The following is a 19,515-nucleotide window of genomic DNA, read 5'->3' as shown; positions in this document are numbered from 1 at the left end:
ACACCATGTTCAGCAAGCACGACCAGATCAAAGGCTACGACGACGAACTGCTGTCGGCGATGAACGCCGAGGATGCGCGGCAGGAACACCATATCGAACTGATTGCCTCGGAAAACTACACCAGTCAGCGGGTGATGGAGGCACAAGGCAGCGGCCTGACCAACAAGTACGCCGAAGGCTATCCGGGCAAGCGTTACTACGGCGGCTGCGAGCACGTCGATGTGGTCGAGCAACTGGCCATCGATCGCGCCAAACAGCTGTTCGGCGCCGATTACGCCAACGTCCAGCCGCACTCCGGCAGCCAGGCCAACGCCGCGGTTTATCTGGCCCTGCTGCAAGCCGGCGACACCGTGCTGGGCATGAGCCTGGCCCACGGCGGTCACCTGACCCACGGCGCCAAGGTGAGTTTTTCCGGCAAGCTCTACAACGCGGTGCAGTATGGCATCGACACCAAGACCGGTCTGATCGATTACGACGAAGTCGAGCGCCTGGCGGTCGAGCACAAGCCGAAGATGATCATCGCCGGGTTCTCGGCCTATTCGAAGACCCTGGACTTCCCGCGCTTCCGTCAGATCGCGGACAAGGTCGGCGCGTATTTCTTCGTCGACATGGCCCACGTCGCCGGGCTGGTGGCGACCGGTCTGTACCCCAATCCCCTGCCCTACGCCGACGTGGTCACCACCACCACCCACAAGACCCTGCGCGGCCCGCGCGGCGGTTTGATTCTGGCCAAGGCCAATGCGGAACTGGAGAAGAAGCTCAACGCCGCGGTTTTCCCCGGCGGTCAGGGCGGCCCGCTGATGCACGTGATCGCCGCCAAGGCCGTGTGCTTCAAGGAAGCGCTGGAACCAGGCTTCAAGACTTATCAGGCACAAGTGATCCGCAACGCCCAGGCCATGGCGCAGGTGTTTATAGAGCGCGGTTATGACGTAGTGTCCGGCGGCACCGACAACCACCTGTTCCTGGTCAGCCTGATCCGCCAGGGCCTGACCGGCAAGGACGCCGACGCCGCCCTCGGTCGCGCCGGCATCACCGTGAACAAGAACGCAGTGCCCAACGATCCGCAATCGCCGTTCGTGACCTCAGGGCTGCGCATTGGTACGCCGGCGATCACCAGCCGTGGCTTCAAGGAAGCGCAAAGCATTGCCCTGGCCGGCTGGATCTGCGACATCCTCGATCACTTGGGCGATGCCGATATCGAGGCCAATGTCGCCCGGCAGGCGGCCGCCCTGTGCGCCGACTTCCCGGTCTACCGCGACTGAGCACACAACACAAAAGCCCTGTAGGAGCGAGCCTGCTCGCGATAGCGGTGGATCAGTCGCTATTCATATTGACTGATACGACGCTATCGCGAGCAGGCTCACTCCTACAGGTTCTGCTCCCTGCTGCACAAGGAAAGCATCATGAATGCCATTGTCGAATCGACCGGCAAGAGCCCGGCCAAAGTAGAAATCGGCACCAAACTGCGCGGAGCGGAAAAGGTCGCGCGGATTCCGGTGAAGATCATTCCCACGGATGAGTTCCCGCGCAAACCGGACTGGATTCGTGTGCGCATGCCGATCTCTCCCGAGGTCGACCGGATCAAGCAGCTGCTGCGCAAGCACAAACTGCACAGCGTCTGTGAAGAAGCCTCGTGCCCGAACCTCGGTGAGTGTTTTTCCGGCGGTACGGCGACTTTCATGATCATGGGCGACATCTGCACCCGTCGCTGTCCGTTCTGCGATGTCGGCCATGGCCGGCCCAAGCCGCTGGACGTCAATGAACCGATGAACCTGGCCGTGGCCATCGCCGAGCTGCGCCTGAAGTACGTGGTGATCACCTCGGTGGACCGCGACGATTTGCGCGACGGCGGCGCCCAACACTTTGTCGATTGCCTGCGGGAAATCCGCAAGCTGTCCCCCGACATTCAACTGGAAACCCTGGTGCCGGATTATCGCGGACGCATGGACGTGGCCCTGGCGATCACCGCCAATGAGCCCCCGGATGTGTTCAACCACAACCTGGAAACCGTGCCGCGTCTGTACAAGGCAGCGCGGCCGGGGTCGGACTTCGAGTGGTCGCTGGACCTGCTGCAGAAATTCAAGCAAGCGGTGCCCCATGTGCCGACCAAATCCGGCTTGATGCTGGGCCTTGGCGAAACCGACGAGGAAGTCATCGAGGTCATGCAGCGCATGCGCGAGCACGACATCGACATGCTGACCCTCGGCCAATACCTGCAACCCTCGCGCAGTCACTTGCCGGTGCAGCGCTTCGTGCACCCGGACACCTTTGCCTGGTTCGCCGAGGAAGGCACGCGCATGGGCTTCAAGAACGTGGCGTCCGGGCCGCTGGTGCGTTCGTCCTATCACGCGGATCAACAACTTCATGGAGGTACGGACGGTTTCAAGCCATGATGGAATGACTGGTCATGCATGGAGCCTTTTCCGATGTCGCGTTCACCCTGTCTGTTGTTGCTGTGCCTGAGCCTTGCCACGCCGTGCATGGCCGACGAGTCGAAACCCGGGCACATGGTGTATGTGCGCAGCGTCGACCCGGGCATCGAGCAGGACATCCGCTACGCCAGCGCGCACAACTTCACCGGGCACCCGCTCGACGGCTACCAGGCGGCGGAGTGCCTGCTGTCGGAGGACGCTGCGAAGGCGTTAGCCCGAGTGCAACGCTCACTGAAAGCCGAAGGCTACGGCTTGAAAGTATTCGACTGCTATCGACCCAAGCGTGCGGTGGCGGACATGGGCCGCTTCGCCACCGAACCTGGCGACCCGCTGAAGACCGAGTTCTATCCACGGGTCGACAAGCAGGACTTCTGGCGCCTGGGTTATGTGGCCCGGGTGTCCAATCATTCCCGGGGCAACACAGTCGACCTGACGATGACCGGTCCCGACGCCCTGCCTGCCGACACCTGGACGCCTTCTGCCACGCCAGTGGATTGCACCGCCCCTTATGGCAAGCGCTGGCACGACGGCGCCCTCGACATGGGTACCGGCTTTGACTGCTTCGATGAGCGGGCGCACACCGACTCGACGCTGATCAACGCCACGGCCAAAGCCAATCGCCAGCGCCTGACCAGTGCCATGGCCAAGGAAGGCTTTGTGGGTTATTCGGCTGAGTGGTGGCACTTCACGTACAGCGGGAATCCGCCGAAGCCGGACGTCATGGACTTTCCCATCACGCCGCTTGCACCATGAACATTCTGCTCAAGGCCCTGTTGGTGGCGTTGTTTCCGCTGGCCGCAATGGCCCAGGGACTCGACGGCAGCGACCAACTGATCGTGGTCACCAGTAAAAGCTGGGATGACATCCAGGGTACTGCCCAGCGCTTTGAACGGCATGGGCAGACTTTCCAGAAGTTTGAAGCACCCTTTGCAGTGGTGCTCGGCAAGAACGGCATGGGTTGGGGCAAGGGGCTGCTCGATATCGGGCAACCTGAAGGACCGGTCAAACAGGAAGGCGATGGCAAGGCACCGGCAGGAATGTTCAAGCTGAGCACGGCGTTTGGCTACGCGCCTGCGGCCGAAACCCGCCTGCCTTATCTACCGTTGACGCCGACCATCGAATGCGTGGATGACAGCCAATCGACTCGCTACAACGAACTGGTCGACGGAGCGGTCGTCGAAAAGGACTGGAACAGCTCCGAACGGATGCGCCGCTCGGATGAGTTGTACCGCCAAGGCATCGTCATCCAGCACAACATTCCGGCCTTTCCTGCTGCCGGTTCATGCATTTTCTTCCACATCTGGCGTGGCCCCACGGCGCAGACCCGTGGCTGTACGGCCATGGACCCGGCGGATATCGCGCGGTTGTTCGATTGGCTGGACCCGGGCAAATCCCCGGTGCTGGTGCAATTGCCTGAAGCGCAGTACGAACGGTTGCGTGAGCGTTGGAAACTGCCGAAGCGCTAACTGGTAAACGCTGAACCTGTGGCGAGGGAGCTTGCTCCCGTTGGGGCGCGAAGCGGCCCTAAAAGATGGGCCTGCTGCGCAGTCCAGCGGGAGCAAGCTCCCTCGCCACAAAAGCTCCCTCGCCATAAGTGCGGGTATTAACCCCGCTCAACCACCACTCCACTCATCGACGGCTTGGCCAGCGCGTAATAGATCACACCCGGCACCAGCAGCCCGACGATCCAGGAAATATCCACGCCGCCCAGTAGCGCAACCATCGGCCCGGAGTAGAAATGGGTGTCGACAAAAGGCAGCTGGATCAACACGCCGATCACATACACGCTGATCCCCAGCACGTTCCAGCGACCATAGCGCCCGTTCGGGTCGGACAACGCAGGAATGTCGTAACGCTCCTTGTTGATGAAGTAGTAATCCACCAGGTTGATCGCGCTCCACGGGGTGAAGAACGTCAGCAAAAACAGGATGAAGTACTTGAACGAGTTGAGGAACGAGTACTGCCCCAACAAAGCCAGCGCGGTGGACGCCGCGACGATCAGCAGCACAAACAGCATGCGCTGGCGGGCGGTGATTTCCAGGCGACGACGAAAGCCACTGATGATGGTGGCGATGCACATGAAACTGCCGTAGGCGTTGAGGGTGGACACCGTGACCTTGCCGAACACAATGCTCAGGTACAGCAAGGACGCGATCACACCGCTACTGCCCAGGCCGACAATCGTCGCCACTTCGTGCCCACGGAAATTGGCCCCGGCCAGTGCGGCGGCGAACACCCCCAGCACCATCGAAGTCTGAGCCCCCAGCACTGTGCCGAGGCCCACGGCGGTGAAGGTTTTCCACGATGAAGTCTTGCTCGGCAGGTAGCGTGAGTAGTCCGCCACGTAGGGGCCGAAGGCGATCTGCCAGGATGCCGAGAGCGAAACCGCCAGCAGGAAAGTACCCCAGGCAAAATGACGATTGTCGAGCAGCAGGCCGATGTCGTTGAGGGTCATCAACCGGGTGAACAGGTAGGCGAAGGCGATGATGCCCAGCACGCTGGCCACCCGCCCGACCAGGTGAATCACCCGATACCCGAAGATCGTCAGGAACGCGATGCACGCCGCGAAAATCAGGATGCCGGTGCTGTCGCTGACACTGATCAACTGCGCGATCGCCTGCCCCGACAGCACCGCGCCGGTGGCGCTGAAACCCAGATACATCAGGCACACCAAAACAATCGGGATCGCCGCGCCATACACCCCGAACTGCACGCGGCTGGAGATCATCTGCGGCAAGCCGAGCTTCGGCCCTTGCGCCGCGTGCAGCGCCACCACGGCACCGCCGAGCACTTGCCCGATCAGCAAGCCGATCAGCGACCAGAACACATCGCCGCCCAGCACCACGGCCAGGGCGCCGGTGACGATGGCGGTGATTTGCAGGTTGGCGCCGAGCCACAGGGTGAACTGGCTGTAGAGACTGCCGTGTCGCTCAGCCTCGGGAATGAAATCGATCGAGCGGGTCTCGACCAAGGGACTGCGTTGCGCACTCATGACGGTGTTTCCTTTGAGGAGCTGTTTTTATCGTCGGGGTTGAACCTAGAAGGTCTTGGTGGCACTTGCAACGACCGTGGCCGAGCACAGGTCGTCATAGCCATACCAGCCACTGCATTCACTCTTCGTCAGGTCGGTGTCGACATAGCTCAGGCCCCAGGTCACGCCAACAAAACCACGGGTCAACTTGGCCTCCCACTCGTAGTAGGCCTCGCGGTTGTCGCCGTTGGAGGACCAGAAAGCCGGGTCTTTCACGTCGTTGCGTCCCACGCGCAACTCCAGGCCGACTTCGGCCGGCAGCGTGAACTTGTAGCCGACGTAAGTGTAGAGCGTGTCCTGGTCTTCGCCGAAAACGTTCGGCGTGTCCTTGGAGTAATTGGCACCCAGCTTCACGCCGTACAGGTCGAGGACGGCGTAGATTTCGCTCAGGTTGAATTCGGAATTTTTCGGGTAGTCGTACTTGATGTAGCCCAGATCCAGGCTGATCGCGTCCGTCGCCTGCCAGTAGTAACCGGCGTAGTACTCACGCTCCTGCCGGGTGTCGAAGCCGCCGCCGAAATCCACGTTGGAGGTCCAGGCGCCGATGTACAGGCCGCTGCTGTGCAGCAGCGTTGCGCCGCCCTGTACCGCCGGATCGCCCAAGGTTTGCGAGATGCCCCGGGAACGGTAGTCGCTGACGACGCCCAGGGTCATATCCAGGCTGAAATCATCGTTGAGGGCCAGGGCCTGGCTGGTCAGGGGGGCCAGTGCGAGTGCTGCGAGGGTCAATGCTGAAAGTGCGTTCATACAGTTCTCTTGTTGTTATGGCGTACGGGGAATTTCAGGCATGGCGATGCCAGGCCCCTCGCGCTACGAGGGGCTGGCAGTTTTTTGCGGGTGCTGGGTGTTCGCAGGTCAGGACGCGGGGGCGTAGACCTGCTTGCCGGCGAAGAAGGTGTTCAGGACTTTGGTTTCGAACAGGTCGTCATCGCTGACCTTGAACACATCACGGTCGAGGATGATCAGGTCGGCCTGCTTGCCCGGTGCCAGCGAACCGATCTGCTGCTCCAGGCGCAGGGTTTTCGCCGCGTTGATGGTGTAGGCGTAGAACATGGTCTGGCGGTCGATGCTTTCCTTGGCATTGAGTACGCCCAACGGACCTTTGCGCGTGCTGGCCTGGGCAATGGCGTTGAACGGGTTGGCGCTCGACACCGGCCAGTCGCTGCCACCGGCAATCGTCGCGCCGGCGTTATGCAGGGACCGCGCGGGATACTGGTAACCGTAGGCAAAGGCGCTGATGTAAGGCTTGACCAGTTCGACGGTGTAGGACTCGCCGGTGGCCCACAGCAGTTGCATCGAAGCGATCACGCCCAGTTCTTTGAAGCGTGGAAACTCCTTGGGGTTGACCAGTTGCAGGTGCGCGATGCTGTGGGGCACCGGCGTCGGGCTGAGCTTGCGCGCATACGCCACGCCATTGAGCGCTTCACGCACCGCGCGGTCGCCGACGGCGTGCATGTGCACGATCCAGCCGCGTTTTTCCGCCGCCACCACCAGTTCGCCGAAGTGCGCCGGGTCGGTCAGCAACTGACCATTTTTATGGCTGTTCTTGAACGGCACGATGACCGCTGCGGTTTGCCCCGGGAATTCGAGAATGCCGTCGACAAACACCTTGATGCCGGGGAACGTCAGGTTAGGCACGCCCTCGAACTGCTTCATCACCGTGGCGATCACTTCCAGGTCGGCGGGTTTGCTCTTCGGATTGGTGACCATCAGCGCGGCGACGTGGGCACTGAGCTCGCCGTTCTGCGCCAGCTCCTTGTACAGCGGCAGCACGCCGACACTTTCCGCGGTGGCATGGAAATCGAACAGCGAATCTTCGCTGCCGCCGTTCGCCGCCGCGTCCATCCAGGCGGTGACGCCGAACTGATTGTTGATCTTCACCGCCTCGCGAGCGGCCTTGAGCATGGCCTCCGGGGTGGGCGCCGGAATACCGTTGCGCACCACGTCCCAGCGGGATTCGGCAAAGTAGCCGTTAGGGGTGAAGTCCGCTTCATGGCCGATGTAGCCGCGTTCTTTCTCCGGCAGACTCTTGACCAGTGCCGCGTCGATGTTCAAGCGCTTGAGCATCGCGTTGTTGGCCCAACCGGTGTGACCGTCGATGCCACTGAAGACAATGGGCTGATCGGCCCAGCGCCCCTGGTTGAACACCTTGCCCAGTTCACGGCTCTTCTCCCAGTAGGCCGAACTGACCCCGGCCACGCTGATCACATCGCCGGAGCGGGCACGTCCGGCCTTGTCTTCTTCGATCAACCATTGCTCCAGCTCCGGCAACGGTTTGACCTCGTCCAGCAGGTTGGCCTTCATGCTGTCGAAAGCGCCCGTGACCGGGTGGCTGTGGGTGTCGATCATGCCCGGCATCAACACTTTGCCCGCCAGGTCGATGCGCTGGGTCTTGGCATCGGCCAGAGCGTTGATTTCGGCATCGCTGCCCACTTTCAGAATCTTGCCGTCTTGCACCGCAACAGCCTGCACCAGTGCCTGGCCGGGTTCGGCGGTAAAGACCTTGCCGTTGAACAACACCAGGTCGGCGGCGGCCATGGCCTGCACCGACGACAAGGCCAGCGCGGCGGCCAACAGGTTTGGAATCAATCGCATCGGAACGCTCTCTAGTTTTTATGGGGCGGTTCGGGAAGTAACCGCTTGGGAAACCACGTGTGGCGCAAGCCCTTGGAACGGCGCCTTGGCCCACACGACCTTGCCGCCGACCAGCGTCAGCAGCACGTCATTGCGGCCCAGTTCCTCCTCGGGCACCTGCATGAAGTTCTTGTCGAGCACGATCAGGTCAGCGAACTTGCCGACTTCGACCGAGCCCAGCACCGCGTCCAGCTTCAGCTGTTCGGCGGAATTGAGGGTGATGCTGCGCAGCACTTCGGCTCGGGACAGCGCCGGATCGGCATTGAGTCGCCCGGCATACTTCGGCCCATAGCTGTGCGGATTGGTGGGGTCGCCGGAACGGGTGACACCGACTTTCAGCGCGAGGAACTCATCCAGCGGATCGACCGGCCAATCGCTGCCAAACGCCACTCGACCGCCGGCATGGGCGATGCTGCCCGAGGGTTCCATGCGCGCAAATCGCGCGGCGCCAAGGTGATCACTGGTGCCGTCGACCGTGGACGGTGCCTGCTGCGCCCACTGGAACGACATGGTGGCCGTGACGTCCAGTGCCTTGAAGCGCGAATAGTCGGCAGGGTCGACTGACTCGGCGTGCGCGATGGCCGGGCGGAAGTCTTGACCGGGCAGTTCCTTGCGCACGTAGGCGACGCTGTCCAGTGCATCGCGCACCGCGCGCTCGCCGGTGGCGTGCAGGTGCGGATCGAGACCGGCCTTGACCGCTTGCAGCAACAACGGATTGAGCACTTGCGACGGGAAGTACAGTTCGCCCAGGTTCTTGCCCGGCGTCCACTTCGGCGCCTTGTCGGTGCCGCTGTTGTGCAGGTACGGGGTCAACATGGCGCCGGTGTCCGCCGGGGCATTGATGATGCCGTCCATGAACAGTTTGACGTGGCGCATGTTCACGCCCGGCGCGGCATGCACTTCGCCCTGGTCGTAGGTACTGGCCAGGGCCTTGGCCTCGGCGATGGTTTTCACCGGGTCGGCGGCAGCGGCGGCCGGGTCCAGCTTGATCGCCAGCAAGGCCCGGGCGGTCAGTTCGCCGGACTTTTGCAGGCTGGTGAAGGCTTTGCCGTTTTCCGGGCCGGACAGCGCATCGAAGAAACTGGTGATGCCTTGCTGGCGCATGGCGTCGAGGGCTGCACGGACCTGATTGAGTTTTTCCGCGTCGGTGGCAGGCGGCACCACGGCGGCCAACGATTCGGCGGCGCCGTCTTCACAGATGCCGTTCGGGTTGCCGGCGCTGTCGCGTCGGTATTTGCCATCTTCAGGGTCGGCGGTTTTCTTGTTGATGCCAGCCAGTTCCAGGCCGCGAGAGTTGGTCAGCACGGTGTGGAAGTCGGTGGAGCGCACCTGGATCGGACGCTTGGTCTTGAGCGCGTCCAGGGTCGACTTGTCGGCGTCGCCGTCGAGCCCGGTCATGCCCATGCGGTCCCAGCTACCGACTTCCAGCCACACGTCCGGACCCTTGTCCTTGTCGGCATCGAGGCAGGCCTGGATGCTCGCCTGAAACTGCGCGCGGGTCATGGTCTGGTATTTCAGGTCGCACAAGGTCATGGCGCGACCGCCATCCCCCGGGTGCATGTGCGCATCGACGAAGCCCGGCATCAGCATGCGCCCGGCCAGGTCGATCAGTTGTGTTTGCTTGCCGATGTAGCCGTCGACCCCGGCATCGCTGCCGACATAGACGATCTTGCCGCCCGAAATGGCAATGGCCTGCTGCACGGAACTCTTGCCATCGACGGTGTAGACGTAGCCATTGCGCATGACCGTGTCAGCGGGTGTCGCCGCCAATGCCATGCCGGAAAATGCCGTCGTCGCCGCGACGGCGACAAAAAGCCTGGAAAGTCTCAAATGCCTCACCCCTGTTCTTATTGTTTTGAAGCGGCCCGAAGCGACTGTGCCAGCCCCTGATAGACAGGGCCTACCCTATAGGGCGCAGCGTTCGAATGGACCTCTGCAAATGAGGAGGGGTAAGGCAAATAATTGAAACGGCTGGGATTAATCCCGGCGCACGGACTCCGCCAGCGCACCCGGCGAACGCAGGGCCGAACCCAGTTCCACCTTGCTTTTCACACCCAGCTGCAAGTAGCAGTTACGCAAATAGGTGCGCACGGTCGCGGGGCTCAGGGCGAGCATCTTGGCGATTTCCTTGTAGGAATGGCCGGCGGCGAACAGCATCGCTGCCGTACGTTCCCGTGGCGCCAGGCCGTCCCCGCCCGACGGCGCTTCCAGGGACAGGATGACGTGTCCGGCGTTGGGGCTCAGGGTCAGGGCGCAGCGGCCCAGGCGGATCACGCAGGGTGCCTTCGACAGTTGCGCGATCACCTCGCCCGGCAGCATTGAACCGCTCCAGCCGGGTAGTTCCCGTTGAATGGCGGCGCACAACCTGGCGCCCACATACAGCAGGCTGCCGTCCAAGCGCGCGACGCCAAAATCACTCGCGCCGTTTTCGCTATCGAAGCGAATCATGTCCTGCACCTGGAACCGCCAAAGCTGGAACAGGTGATCGCAGAATGCCGAAAACAGCTCGGCTTCGTTCTCCTCGAACGCCTGTTCATCCAGGCCACGGTAGAGGCAGACGAAAAACATCAAGCCGCTTTCGGGCAGCTCATAGGTGATGCTCATCAAGTGGTAGAGGTCATAGCGCCGGGCGAAATCGTTGACCGCCTCGCACGGGTCGTTGAAACCGTTGTCGCGCACCACCTCACCGGGACGATTGAGCGTGGCGTGGGAGAACTGATCGTTTGCCGCCACCGGATGCCATTCGGCGGCAAAGGATTCGGGGAGATTGATGCTGCCGTGCATCCAGCTCTGGGGGGGAACATCAGGGCCTGGTGTCGACATCTCGCCCCACCAGGCAGACGCGAAGGGCACCAGTTGACCGAATGCCTGCAGGCCATCGGCGATGAATCGCGACGCCCCGCTCTCCCGCGCCAGCCGGCCAAGGTGCAATACGCAATGATTGAACGCCTTGAGTGTGATCTTCGCTGCGTCACCGTCGACTCTATTTCCCTCCTCCATCATTGCGATCCCGTTCACTGCATGGCCTTTGGTTTCGACGATGCCATAGGCCCGTGACGGGCGTCCAGCACGCAATGACATCAACGGTTACAAAGTGCTGTGCAGCCCGTACAACTGCGGCCTGCGGTCCTGATGCAGGTCGTTACGGGCGCTGATGCGCTTGTTGCGCGCCTCGGTGAGATTCAGCGTCGCCAGCAACATCTGCTCGCCGCCCTGCTCCGCCGGCCCGGCCAACGGGTAACCATCGGCATCGACTATGACCGAACCCTGGACCCAGCCGACCCCGCGCTCATGGCCATAGCGATCACAGGCGGCGATGAACATGCGGTTGACCGAGGCATTGGCCTGCACCCGCAGCACTTCGGCCGGGCGCTCGGTCTGCGGCCGCGGGCCGTCGGGCCAGTTGACCGGTGCACACAGCAGATCGGCCCCCGCCAGCGCCGGAAGACGCACCCACTCGGGGAATTCCAGGTCGTAGCAGATCAGCATGCCGAGCCGCCCATGCACCGTTTCGACCACCGGCGGTGGCGCATCGCCGGCTGTGAAGATGTCCTTCTCGGCATCCCACAGATGCGCCTTGCGGTACACCGCGCGCAGGCCATTGGCGTCGATCATCGCCGCGCTGTTGGCCAGTTCATCACCGGGCAGGCGCTCGCAGAATCCGCCGACGATCACCAGATTCAGCTCACGGGCCAGGGCCTGCCACAGTTGCAAGGTCGGACCGTCAACGGTTTCCGCCAGCGACAGCGCCTCAAAGCGGTCGGCAAACAGATAGCCGCTCTGCACCAGTTCCGGCAACACCACGACCTGCGCGCCTTGAAAGGCTGCCTGGCGAATCGCGCGTTCGGTGAGCGTGCGGTTGTGCGCCAGATCGCCGATTTTCGGTGCCAGTTGGCAACAGGCGACCACGGTATTCTTTACGCTGCTCAACGCCCTGCCTCCGCAGATGAATGGGTCATGGCGACGATGTCGCTCTCGCTGAGCGCATCGATCACCCGGCGTTCGGCGGCCAGATCAATCGAGCGGCTGAGCAGGTAGTAGGTCAGCCCCGACACCACCAGGCCCACCAGCCAGGCGATGTCCACGCCTTCCAGCACTCGCGCCAGCGGGCCGACGAAGACCTCTTTGCCGGCGGCGGCATCGTAGATGTAGAAGAACGGCACCATGGCGGCGAAGCCGATCAGGTACGAGACGATGCCGCGAAATTGCCAGGCGCCGTAGATGCCGTTTGGCGTGAAGAAATGCGGGATCGCGTAGCGGCCCTTGCGCACGAAGAAGTAGTCCACCAGGTTGACGGCGGTCCACGGCACGAGGAAGTACAGCAACAGCACCAGGAAGGTGTTCAGCAGCGCGATGCCGTCACCTTTGATCGACAGCACGCAGGTCAACAGAATGACGCTGATCACACTGATCGACAGCACACGGGCCCGGGGTGTCGGGGTGATTTTCCTGATCGAGTCGACACCGGTCAGCAGCGTCAGCATGGCGCTGTAGGTGTTGAGGGCGATGATCGGCAGGAAGCCCGCCACCGAGACGATCACCAGCAGATTGCCCAGCCCCGGCACCATCGAGGAGCCGACCTGATTCAACGCCACCAGCGCATCCGCCGCTTTCAGCTCCTGCGCCAGCCAGGCACCGAGGCCGATCATCCAACTGCCGGACAACGAGGCGCCGATGAACACCGCCGCGATCAGTTTCGCCCGGCTGGTGTTTTTCGGCAGGTAACGGGAATAGTCAGACACGTAGGGTGCATAGGAGATGTTGTAGCTCGCGCCGATGGCGAACAGCGTGGCGAAGGCCACCCAGTTGAAGCCCAGGTCGGTCGCCGGCGTGACGCCTTCCTGACCCGCACCAAACATCAGGGCGATGGTCACCAGTGCGTACAGCGGCAAGGTCGCCAGCAAGGCCCACTTGAAGGCCTTGTGCATCAGGTCGTGGCCGTAGATCGACAACAGCGCGCCAATCAGCACCACGGCCACGGCGACGAGGGTCGGGTTAATGCCGAACACATGCTCCAGGCCATTCATGATCAGCGAGATGTTCACCACGTTGAAACCGACGAATACAAACATCGTCGCCATCAACGCCAGGATCACCCCGCGATAGCCGAACTGGGCGCGGGACTGGATCATCTGCGGCAGGCCCATTTCCGGGCCCTGGGAGCCGTGGAACGCCATGAAAATGGTGCCGAACATAATGCCCAGGGCACCGGCCAGCATGGTCCACAGCGCCGACAAGCCGAGGCTCGGGCCGACAAAACCGATGGAAATGGTGAAGAAGTGGAAGTTGCCGAGGAACCAGAATGGCCCCTGACTGCTGAGTTTGGCGTGGCGTTCGTTTTCCGGGATGTAGTCGATGGAGTGACCTTCGATGGCCAACCCGCCGCTCGCCTCGGCGGCGTGCGCAGACACTGGGGAACCTGACATACGATTGTTCCTATGCTGTTGTTTGTTGTTTTTGTGGGTACAGCGCTCGCTACGACGTCCAGTTCAGGTGAAACTCCAGAAAAAGCTGACGATGACGCTGGTTTCACGGCAATGTAGGGCGTGAGTTCGGGCAATAAAATATCGCAGGCACACTGTTCACATAGATCAGTATCTATGTAAGCGAGAATCGGGAGCCCCCATGCTGGGAACTGTAACGGAGCTGGATCTGCGCCTGATCCGGGTATTTCTGACCGTCGTCGAAGCGGGCGGCATCTCGGCGGCGCAAACCGCCCTCAATACCACGCAACCCACGATCAGCGCGCAGTTGGCGACGCTGGAAGCGCGGGTCGGTTTCCGCTTGTGCGAACGCGGGCGCGGCGGGTTTTCAGTGACGCCCAAAGGCACTCAATTCATCGAGGCGGCCCGACGTTTGCTGGCTGCAGCCGAAGGTTTTCGAGTCGAGGTGCAGCACATCAACCGAAAAGTCTCGGGCAGCATCAACATCGGCCTGCTGGGGCAAATCGACCCGGTGGCGAACAAAAAAATCGGCCAGGCCATTGCCCGTTTGCGGGCGCGGCATGAGGGGCTGTACTTCCACTTCACCGAACTGTCGTCGTCGCTGCTGGAAGAAAAAATCATCAACGGCCATATCGACCTGGCCATCGGTTACTTCTGGCATCGCTTGCCCAGCATCGATTATTTCCCGTTGTTCCCGGAAACCCAGATTGCCTACTGCGCGCCCTCGCACCCGCTGTTCGGCAAGGTCGGCGCGCTGACCCGGGAAGATGTCAGCGGGTTCGACTGGGTCTGGCCGAGCCATCCCCTGCCGGAAATGCCGGCCCCCACGTCCATCGAACGCCTGACCGTGCTCACCGACAGCATGGACGGCGCAGCCCTGCTGATCCTGTCCGGCCAGCACCTGGGGTTTCTGCCCCAGCACTACGCCACCCGCCATGAACAGCTGGGGCAGTTACACCCGCTGAACCCGGAGCTGTTGCGCTATGAGGTCAGCTTTCACGCGGCGGTGCGGCATTCGGCGCGGCAGCGGGATCTGGTGAGTGCGTTCCTCAATGAGCTGATCGAGATTTTCGGAGCGGTGTAGGTCCTGTGGGAGCAGGCTCGGTCCCACAAGGTTGGGGGTGTACGCAAAATCTGCCAGCAACCGGATTACTGTGGGAGTGAGCCTGCTCGCGATAGCGGTGGGTCAGTCAACATCAATGTTGGCTGTAACGACGTCATCGCGAGCAGGCTCACTCCTACAGGGGGGATGTGGTGGTATTAGAAGTGGATGTCCTTGGCCGGTATCACATCGATCCGCGCCACGGAACCGGTCAGGTGCGCCAGGTCCTTGTTGTGCTCGGTGATGATGTCTTCGGCGGTCAGGTTGCCGTTGTCGACGGTGGAATGCGCGTCGCCTGCCAGCACCACGTCGTAGCCCAGTTTCAGGGCCTGGCGCACGGTGGCGTTGACGCAATAGTCGGTCTGCAGGCCGCAGATGACCAGCCGCTCGAAGTCCTCCTTCGGCAACAGTTTTTGCAGATTGGTCTGGTAGAACGAATCCGGGGTGGTCTTGCGCACGCGGTGGTCCTTGGGCGAAGTTTCCAGCCCTTCGGCCAGTTGCCAGCCGGCAGCGTCATGCGCCAGCGGGCTGCCAGCTTCTTCATGCTGGATCAGCACCACAGGAACTTCGGCCTTGCGGGCCCGGGCCGAGAGATCGTTGATCGTATCGATAACCCGTCCGATCTCGAAACACTCGTATTCACCGGAGCACAATGCCTGCTGAACGTCGATGATTAACAGTGCAGTGGTCATGATTTCCTTCCTTGTGATGTCGAGGGGTCAGGGGACGAACATAAGCCCGTCCCCCTCCAGACACAACCCTCAATAACCCAGCGACAACCCGGTGTTACGCCGTGGGTCGTTCGCCCCGTAGTAACGGTTCTTGCCTACCGGTTTGCCACCCAGGGATGGCGCGCCGACCAGGATCGCTGCCAGATGGTTGGCATCCTGGGGACCGGCGAACGTGTGGCCCCAGCTTTCGAGGATTTTCACCGTGTCCGGACTGGTGGTGAAGGCTTCCAGGTTGGTTTCCTCCGGCAGCCACTGCTGGTGGAAACGCGGTGCATCCACCGTTTCCTGGATGTTCATGCCGTAGTCGATTTGGCAAAAGGTTCGTACTTCATGAGTCAGTCTCTTCTTGTTATTTCGTAGGGAAACGCCTCAAAAGCCGTAGCCAAGTATGGTCGGGATTACGTATTGCGCCTCCCCGTCGAGGCAGTATCCTTAACGCCCGTTCAGCAATTTTGTGCGAGCCCTGGCATGACCTATACCTGCACCACCGTGGCTTCACCCGTGGGCCAGTTGAAGCTGGTCGCGAACGGTTCACGACTGGCGGCCATCCTCTGGGAAAACGACAAACCCGGCCGGGTGCGCCTGGGGCCGATGAGCGAAGCGCCGGACAACCCGATTCTGGTGCGCACGGCTGCGCAGTTGCGCGAATATTTTTCCGGCACCCGCGATCGCTTCGAACTGGAACTGGATTTTGCCGGCACGCAATTCCAGAGGAAGGTCTGGGCGGCGCTGCTGACCATCCCGTTCGGCGAGACCCGCAGCTACAGCCAGATCGCCGAACAGATCGGCAACCCGGCGGCGGTCAGGGCGGTGGGTGCGGCGAATGGCAAGAACCCGATTTCGATTGTCGCGCCCTGTCATCGGGTGATTGGCGCGTCGGGCAAGCTCACCGGGTTTGCCGGGGGGCTTGAGGCGAAGGAATTGTTGCTCACACTTGAAGGTGGTGAGTGGTCAGGGGCGAGCCGTATGGATAACCTGTTTTAACGGAACACAGCTTTTGTGGCGAAGAGGTTTTTCATCGCCGCATACTGCAACAGCATGATGGTCTTGGCGTCGCAGATTTCGCCGCGGTAAAACGCTTCGAGCGCGTCCTCGAACGCCCACTCCAGCACTTCCAGTTCCTCGGTTTCTGCCTCCAGCCCACCACCGTCGCTGACTTTCGACTTCGCGTCGTATTCGGCAATGAAGAAGTGCAGTTTTTCCGTCACCGAACCGGGGCTCATGTACGCCTCGAACACCTTCTGCACATGGTGCACGCGGTAACCCGTCTCTTCCTCCGCTTCATCGCGGATGCGGTCTTCAGGCGCCGCGCCTTCCAGCAGCCCCGCCGCCACTTCGATCAACAGCCCGTCGTGACCGTTGACGAACACCGGCAGGCGAAATTGCCGGGTCAGTACCACGGTTTGCTTTTCGCGGTTGTACAGCAGAATCGCCGCGCCATTGCCACGGTCGTAGACCTCCCGGACCTGGCGTTGCCACTCGCCATTGTTACGTTGGTAATCGAAGGTGATTTTCTTGAGCAGGTACCAGTCGTGGGACAACACCTGAGACTCAAGGATGTTGACCCGCTCGGCGGTGTTCGACATGACAACGCGTCCTGTTATTTGTCTGAGGGTCCACATCTTAAGTGAAAACGAACAGCACTTGCCCCCTCAAGCAAGCTGCGCGTTGGCGCCGGTTCAACTTTTGCGGGGATGGAACAATCGCTGCGACCGGGATAGGCTGCGGCTTCAATGCCATAAGGATATAGCCATGAACCTGCGTATCGAACGCAAGAACAACCCCAGCACCGAAGAACGCGAGGCGATCCTCGTGCCGTTACGCGCCTACAACGCCTCAAAGTCTGCGAGCCCGCCACCGGAACATATCGCGTTGCTGATACGCGACGACAACGACGAAATCGTCGGCGGCGTTTACGCCCGGTTGTTTTATCAGTGGTTGTTCATAGACTTGCTGGCGGTACCGGAACAAGCCCGGGGACAAGGCATGGGCACCCGGTTGATGCAGATGGCCGAAGACCTGGCGCGGGAAAAGGAATGCGTCGGTCTGTGGCTGGAAACCTTTGAATTCCAGGCGCCTGGGTTCTACAAGAAATGCGGCTACAGCGAGATCGGGCACATTGCCGATTACCCGCCGGGCCACAAGCACTTCTTCTTCCAGAAGCGCCTGAATTACTGACCAACACACAAAACCACTGTAGGAGCGAGCCTGCTCGCGATGGCGGACTGTCATTCAACATTGATGTCGACTGACTTACCGCTATCGCGAGCAGGCTCGCTCCTACAGGGGTATGCAATAAACCTTCAAATCACAGGCAAGTCGCCAACGCCGCCAACCGGCGCTTGGCCACGAAATCGTCCTTCTGCGCGTAGTAGCTCAGCACCGTGCCCGAGGCATCGGTGGTCACGTCGACGAAGGACTCCGCCGAACGGGTGTAAACGGTCGTGCCACCCTTCTCCCCCGGTTGCAGATAGGCAGCGGCATCGACACCGAACACGGCCTCGTCCTGCCAGGAAAACTGCACGCACTGGGCGACGTCTTTTACCGGTTTTTCCGAGTTCAGGGTCTTGTACGGGGCCTTGGTGCGGGCGTCGTTCATCGCCGAGCCGGCGCATCCCGCCAGCAACGTCACGGCCAGCGCCACCATCAGAATTCGCATTGCATTCACTCATCAGGAAAAAGCGGACTTTATCACCCCGGCAGCCCGTATCGTTCTGCTTTACTGCATTTATACCGCGACAGCGCGCAACGATTCGCGCACCCTGTCGCGCCAATAACGCTGCATCGCACCCCTGACTGGATACCTGATGACACCTAATGCCGAGTTCTACAAACCGAGCACTGAATATGCCGACAAGCTGATCAGCCAGATCGGTCAGACGCCTTCCTGGATTGCCAAGCGAATCGGCGTCACCGACAAGCGGATTCGCTACATCCTCGACGGCGAAAGGACCGTCAAAGGCGAAACCACGCCGATCCAGATGACCTACACCGAACAGTTTGCCCTCGAATGCCTGGCGGCAGCGGCCAAGGCCAGCAAGAAGCAATCTTCGTAATCCGTTCTCAAGGAGCGACCATGGCGGCAACCGAACTGCAGCATGAGCAAGCACTCAAGAAGTTTCTCGATGCGCGCCCCGAGTTGCGCGAAGAACTCGACCATCTCAACCCGCTGTTGGCTCAGGCGAAGGGTGAAACGGCGGCTCAGTATCGCGAGGAACGGCTGCACGAAGCGTTTGAAGCTGAAGCAGAACGCCAGCACTTGTTCGCCTGGGAACTGACGTTGCAGTTAACCACCACCACACCCCAGGACTACCAAGCGCAGCGCCTGGAAGTGCACCGGGAAGTGGCGGAAATGGCCGGCATGGACTGGCTGGAATATTGTGAGTTGAATGGGATAAAACCCTAAGCACTGTTCAGGGATACTTTCGCCGATGCTGCCCAACACCGCCAGGACCCACGCCAGCCCCGGTCACTTGCACACGCAGAAATGGCGCGGGCGCATAGGCCTGAGTCTGGTGGCCATGCTCTCGGTACTCGCCGGCATGACCGACGCCATCGGTTTCATGGCCAGCGGCGACTTCGTCTCGTTCATGAGCGGCAATACCACCCGGATGGCGGTCGCCATCAGTGCTGGCGACCTTGGGTTGACCCTGCGCCTGGTGATCCTCGTCGCCACCTTCATTGTCGGTAACGCGCTGGGCATTATCGTCAGCCGCCTAGGCAGACGCCGGGCCCTGCCCTTGTTGCTGTGCATTACCGCCCTGCTGTGCGCCGCCGCAGCCTGGCCTTATGACGAGCAACTGCCGGCCCTGCTGGCGGCGATCATTGCAATGGGCATGCTCAACGCTGCGGTGGAAGAAGTGAACGGCCTGCCGGTTGGCCTGACTTACGTCACCGGTGCCCTGTCGCGCTTCGGCCGCGGGCTGGGCCGCTGGATGCTCGGCGAGCGCCGTAACGGCTGGCGTGTGCAACTGATCCCCTGGACCGGCATGTTCGCCGGCGCGGTACTCGGTGCCGTGCTGGAACACCACCTGGGGCTCAAGGCGTTGTTTGCCAGTGGCCTGCTGGCTGCCGGGCTTGGGGTGTTGTCGTTGAGGATCCCGCGGCGCTGGCAGTTGGGGTATATGCCGCGCTGAGTCTG

General features: G+C 61.5%; 20 protein-coding genes and 1 pseudogene. 10 read left to right on the top strand and 11 right to left on the bottom strand.

Annotated elements, in window-relative coordinates:
* Nucleotides 1-5 precede the first annotated feature (5 nt).
* The 4 genes from glyA (at nucleotide 6) to VC35_RS04085 (ending at nucleotide 3,898) form a co-directional block, all read left to right on the top strand.
* Complete coding sequence (gene glyA, locus VC35_RS04100; RefSeq protein WP_046037911.1) at nucleotides 6-1,262, top strand: serine hydroxymethyltransferase; 1,257 nt, start codon at nucleotides 6-8, stop codon at nucleotides 1,260-1,262.
* 141 nt (nucleotides 1,263-1,403) lie between these two features.
* Nucleotides 1,404-2,393, top strand: a complete 990-nt coding sequence (lipA, locus tag VC35_RS04095) for a lipoyl synthase (RefSeq protein WP_046037909.1) — start codon at nucleotides 1,404-1,406, stop codon at nucleotides 2,391-2,393.
* A 33-nt stretch (nucleotides 2,394-2,426) separates the two neighbouring features.
* Nucleotides 2,427-3,185, top strand: a complete 759-nt coding sequence (locus VC35_RS04090) for a M15 family metallopeptidase (protein WP_046037906.1) — start codon at nucleotides 2,427-2,429, stop codon at nucleotides 3,183-3,185.
* Nucleotides 3,182-3,898 carry a L,D-transpeptidase family protein gene (locus VC35_RS04085; RefSeq protein ID WP_046037904.1) on the top strand — a complete coding sequence of 239 codons (717 nt, stop codon included), beginning with the start codon at nucleotides 3,182-3,184 and terminating at the stop codon, nucleotides 3,896-3,898. Before VC35_RS04090 ends, VC35_RS04085 begins: the two co-directional genes overlap by 4 nt.
* Before the next feature lie 137 nt (nucleotides 3,899-4,035).
* On the opposite strand, the gene VC35_RS04080 is transcribed toward VC35_RS04085, so the two are convergent.
* The 7 genes from VC35_RS04080 to VC35_RS04050 all read right to left on the bottom strand — a co-directional run bounded on the left by VC35_RS04080 (nucleotide 4,036) and on the right by VC35_RS04050 (nucleotide 13,523).
* Nucleotides 4,036-5,424 (bottom strand): purine-cytosine permease family protein, encoded by a 1,389-nt coding sequence (locus tag VC35_RS04080; RefSeq protein ID WP_046037902.1) that lies wholly within the window; start codon nucleotides 5,422-5,424, stop codon nucleotides 4,036-4,038.
* 45 nt (nucleotides 5,425-5,469) lie between these two features.
* Complete coding sequence (locus tag VC35_RS04075; RefSeq protein WP_046037901.1) at nucleotides 5,470-6,210, bottom strand: TorF family putative porin; 741 nt, start codon at nucleotides 6,208-6,210, stop codon at nucleotides 5,470-5,472.
* Nucleotides 6,211-6,318: 108 nt separating this feature from the next.
* Nucleotides 6,319-8,058, bottom strand: coding sequence for an amidohydrolase (locus VC35_RS04070; RefSeq protein WP_046037900.1), 1,740 nt, complete (start codon nucleotides 8,056-8,058; stop codon nucleotides 6,319-6,321).
* Between the two features lie 18 nt (nucleotides 8,059-8,076).
* A complete protein-coding gene (locus VC35_RS04065) occupies nucleotides 8,077-9,873 on the bottom strand; it encodes an amidohydrolase (RefSeq protein ID WP_046037898.1) in 1,797 nt (598 codons plus the stop codon).
* A 201-nt stretch (nucleotides 9,874-10,074) separates the two neighbouring features.
* A complete protein-coding gene (locus VC35_RS04060; protein ID WP_046037896.1) occupies nucleotides 10,075-11,097 on the bottom strand; it encodes a helix-turn-helix transcriptional regulator in 1,023 nt (340 codons plus the stop codon).
* A gap of 87 nt (nucleotides 11,098-11,184) precedes the next feature.
* Nucleotides 11,185-12,027: a nitrilase family protein gene (locus tag VC35_RS04055; protein ID WP_046037895.1), complete on the bottom strand. Its 843-nt coding sequence runs from the start codon at nucleotides 12,025-12,027 to the stop codon at nucleotides 11,185-11,187.
* Nucleotides 12,024-13,523, bottom strand: a complete 1,500-nt coding sequence (locus tag VC35_RS04050; protein ID WP_046037893.1) for a purine-cytosine permease family protein — start codon at nucleotides 13,521-13,523, stop codon at nucleotides 12,024-12,026. Before VC35_RS04050 ends, VC35_RS04055 begins: the two co-directional genes overlap by 4 nt.
* Nucleotides 13,524-13,722: 199 nt before the next feature.
* On the opposite strand from VC35_RS04050, the gene VC35_RS04045 reads away from it, so the two are divergent.
* Entirely contained in the window at nucleotides 13,723-14,625 is a 903-nt protein-coding gene (locus VC35_RS04045; protein WP_046037890.1) for a LysR family transcriptional regulator, read from the top strand.
* A 176-nt stretch (nucleotides 14,626-14,801) separates the two neighbouring features.
* Here the strand turns inward: VC35_RS04045 and VC35_RS04040 are convergent, their stop codons facing one another.
* Both VC35_RS04040 and VC35_RS04035 read right to left on the bottom strand, forming a co-directional pair.
* Nucleotides 14,802-15,335 carry a cysteine hydrolase family protein gene (locus VC35_RS04040; RefSeq protein ID WP_046037889.1) on the bottom strand — a complete coding sequence of 178 codons (534 nt, stop codon included), beginning with the start codon at nucleotides 15,333-15,335 and terminating at the stop codon, nucleotides 14,802-14,804.
* Between the two features lie 69 nt (nucleotides 15,336-15,404).
* A pseudogene (locus VC35_RS04035) lies at nucleotides 15,405-15,683 on the bottom strand (gamma-glutamyltransferase); the annotation flags it as partial.
* A 159-nt stretch (nucleotides 15,684-15,842) separates the two neighbouring features.
* On the opposite strand from VC35_RS04035, the gene VC35_RS04030 reads away from it, so the two are divergent.
* Nucleotides 15,843-16,358, top strand: a complete 516-nt coding sequence (locus VC35_RS04030; RefSeq protein WP_046037887.1) for a methylated-DNA--[protein]-cysteine S-methyltransferase — start codon at nucleotides 15,843-15,845, stop codon at nucleotides 16,356-16,358.
* Here VC35_RS04030 and VC35_RS04025 read toward each other — a convergent pair.
* Nucleotides 16,355-16,960 carry an NUDIX domain-containing protein gene (locus tag VC35_RS04025; RefSeq protein WP_046037885.1) on the bottom strand — a complete coding sequence of 202 codons (606 nt, stop codon included), beginning with the start codon at nucleotides 16,958-16,960 and terminating at the stop codon, nucleotides 16,355-16,357. The two genes, VC35_RS04030 and VC35_RS04025, sit on opposite strands and share 4 nt — an antisense overlap.
* Before the next feature lie 166 nt (nucleotides 16,961-17,126).
* Here VC35_RS04025 and VC35_RS04020 point away from each other — a divergent pair, with 166 nt between their 5' ends.
* On the top strand, nucleotides 17,127-17,552 hold the full coding sequence (locus tag VC35_RS04020) for a GNAT family N-acetyltransferase (protein WP_046037883.1): 426 nt from the start codon (nucleotides 17,127-17,129) through the stop codon (nucleotides 17,550-17,552).
* 130 nt (nucleotides 17,553-17,682) lie between these two features.
* Here the strand turns inward: VC35_RS04020 and VC35_RS04015 are convergent, their stop codons facing one another.
* Complete coding sequence (locus VC35_RS04015; RefSeq protein WP_046037881.1) at nucleotides 17,683-18,033, bottom strand: hypothetical protein; 351 nt, start codon at nucleotides 18,031-18,033, stop codon at nucleotides 17,683-17,685.
* A gap of 148 nt (nucleotides 18,034-18,181) precedes the next feature.
* On the opposite strand from VC35_RS04015, the gene VC35_RS04010 reads away from it, so the two are divergent.
* From VC35_RS04010 to VC35_RS04000, 3 genes are read left to right on the top strand one after another with little or no spacing between them, the layout of a single operon-like run.
* The gene (locus tag VC35_RS04010; RefSeq protein WP_008015571.1) at nucleotides 18,182-18,430 is read left to right on the top strand and encodes a hypothetical protein; all 249 of its coding nucleotides are present in this window, start codon (nucleotides 18,182-18,184) and stop codon (nucleotides 18,428-18,430) included.
* A gap of 20 nt (nucleotides 18,431-18,450) precedes the next feature.
* Nucleotides 18,451-18,780: a DUF6388 family protein gene (locus VC35_RS04005; protein ID WP_046037878.1), complete on the top strand. Its 330-nt coding sequence runs from the start codon at nucleotides 18,451-18,453 to the stop codon at nucleotides 18,778-18,780.
* 25 nt (nucleotides 18,781-18,805) lie between these two features.
* Complete coding sequence (locus tag VC35_RS04000; protein WP_046037877.1) at nucleotides 18,806-19,510, top strand: YoaK family protein; 705 nt, start codon at nucleotides 18,806-18,808, stop codon at nucleotides 19,508-19,510.
* The last annotated feature ends 5 nt before the right edge of the window (nucleotides 19,511-19,515 follow it).

This window comes from Pseudomonas fluorescens, assembly GCF_000967965.1.
Taxonomy (GTDB): domain Bacteria; phylum Pseudomonadota; class Gammaproteobacteria; order Pseudomonadales; family Pseudomonadaceae; genus Aquipseudomonas; species Aquipseudomonas grandcourensis.
The sequence above is the reverse complement of the archived record's forward strand: the minus strand, read 5'-3'. Positions and strand labels throughout refer to the sequence as shown.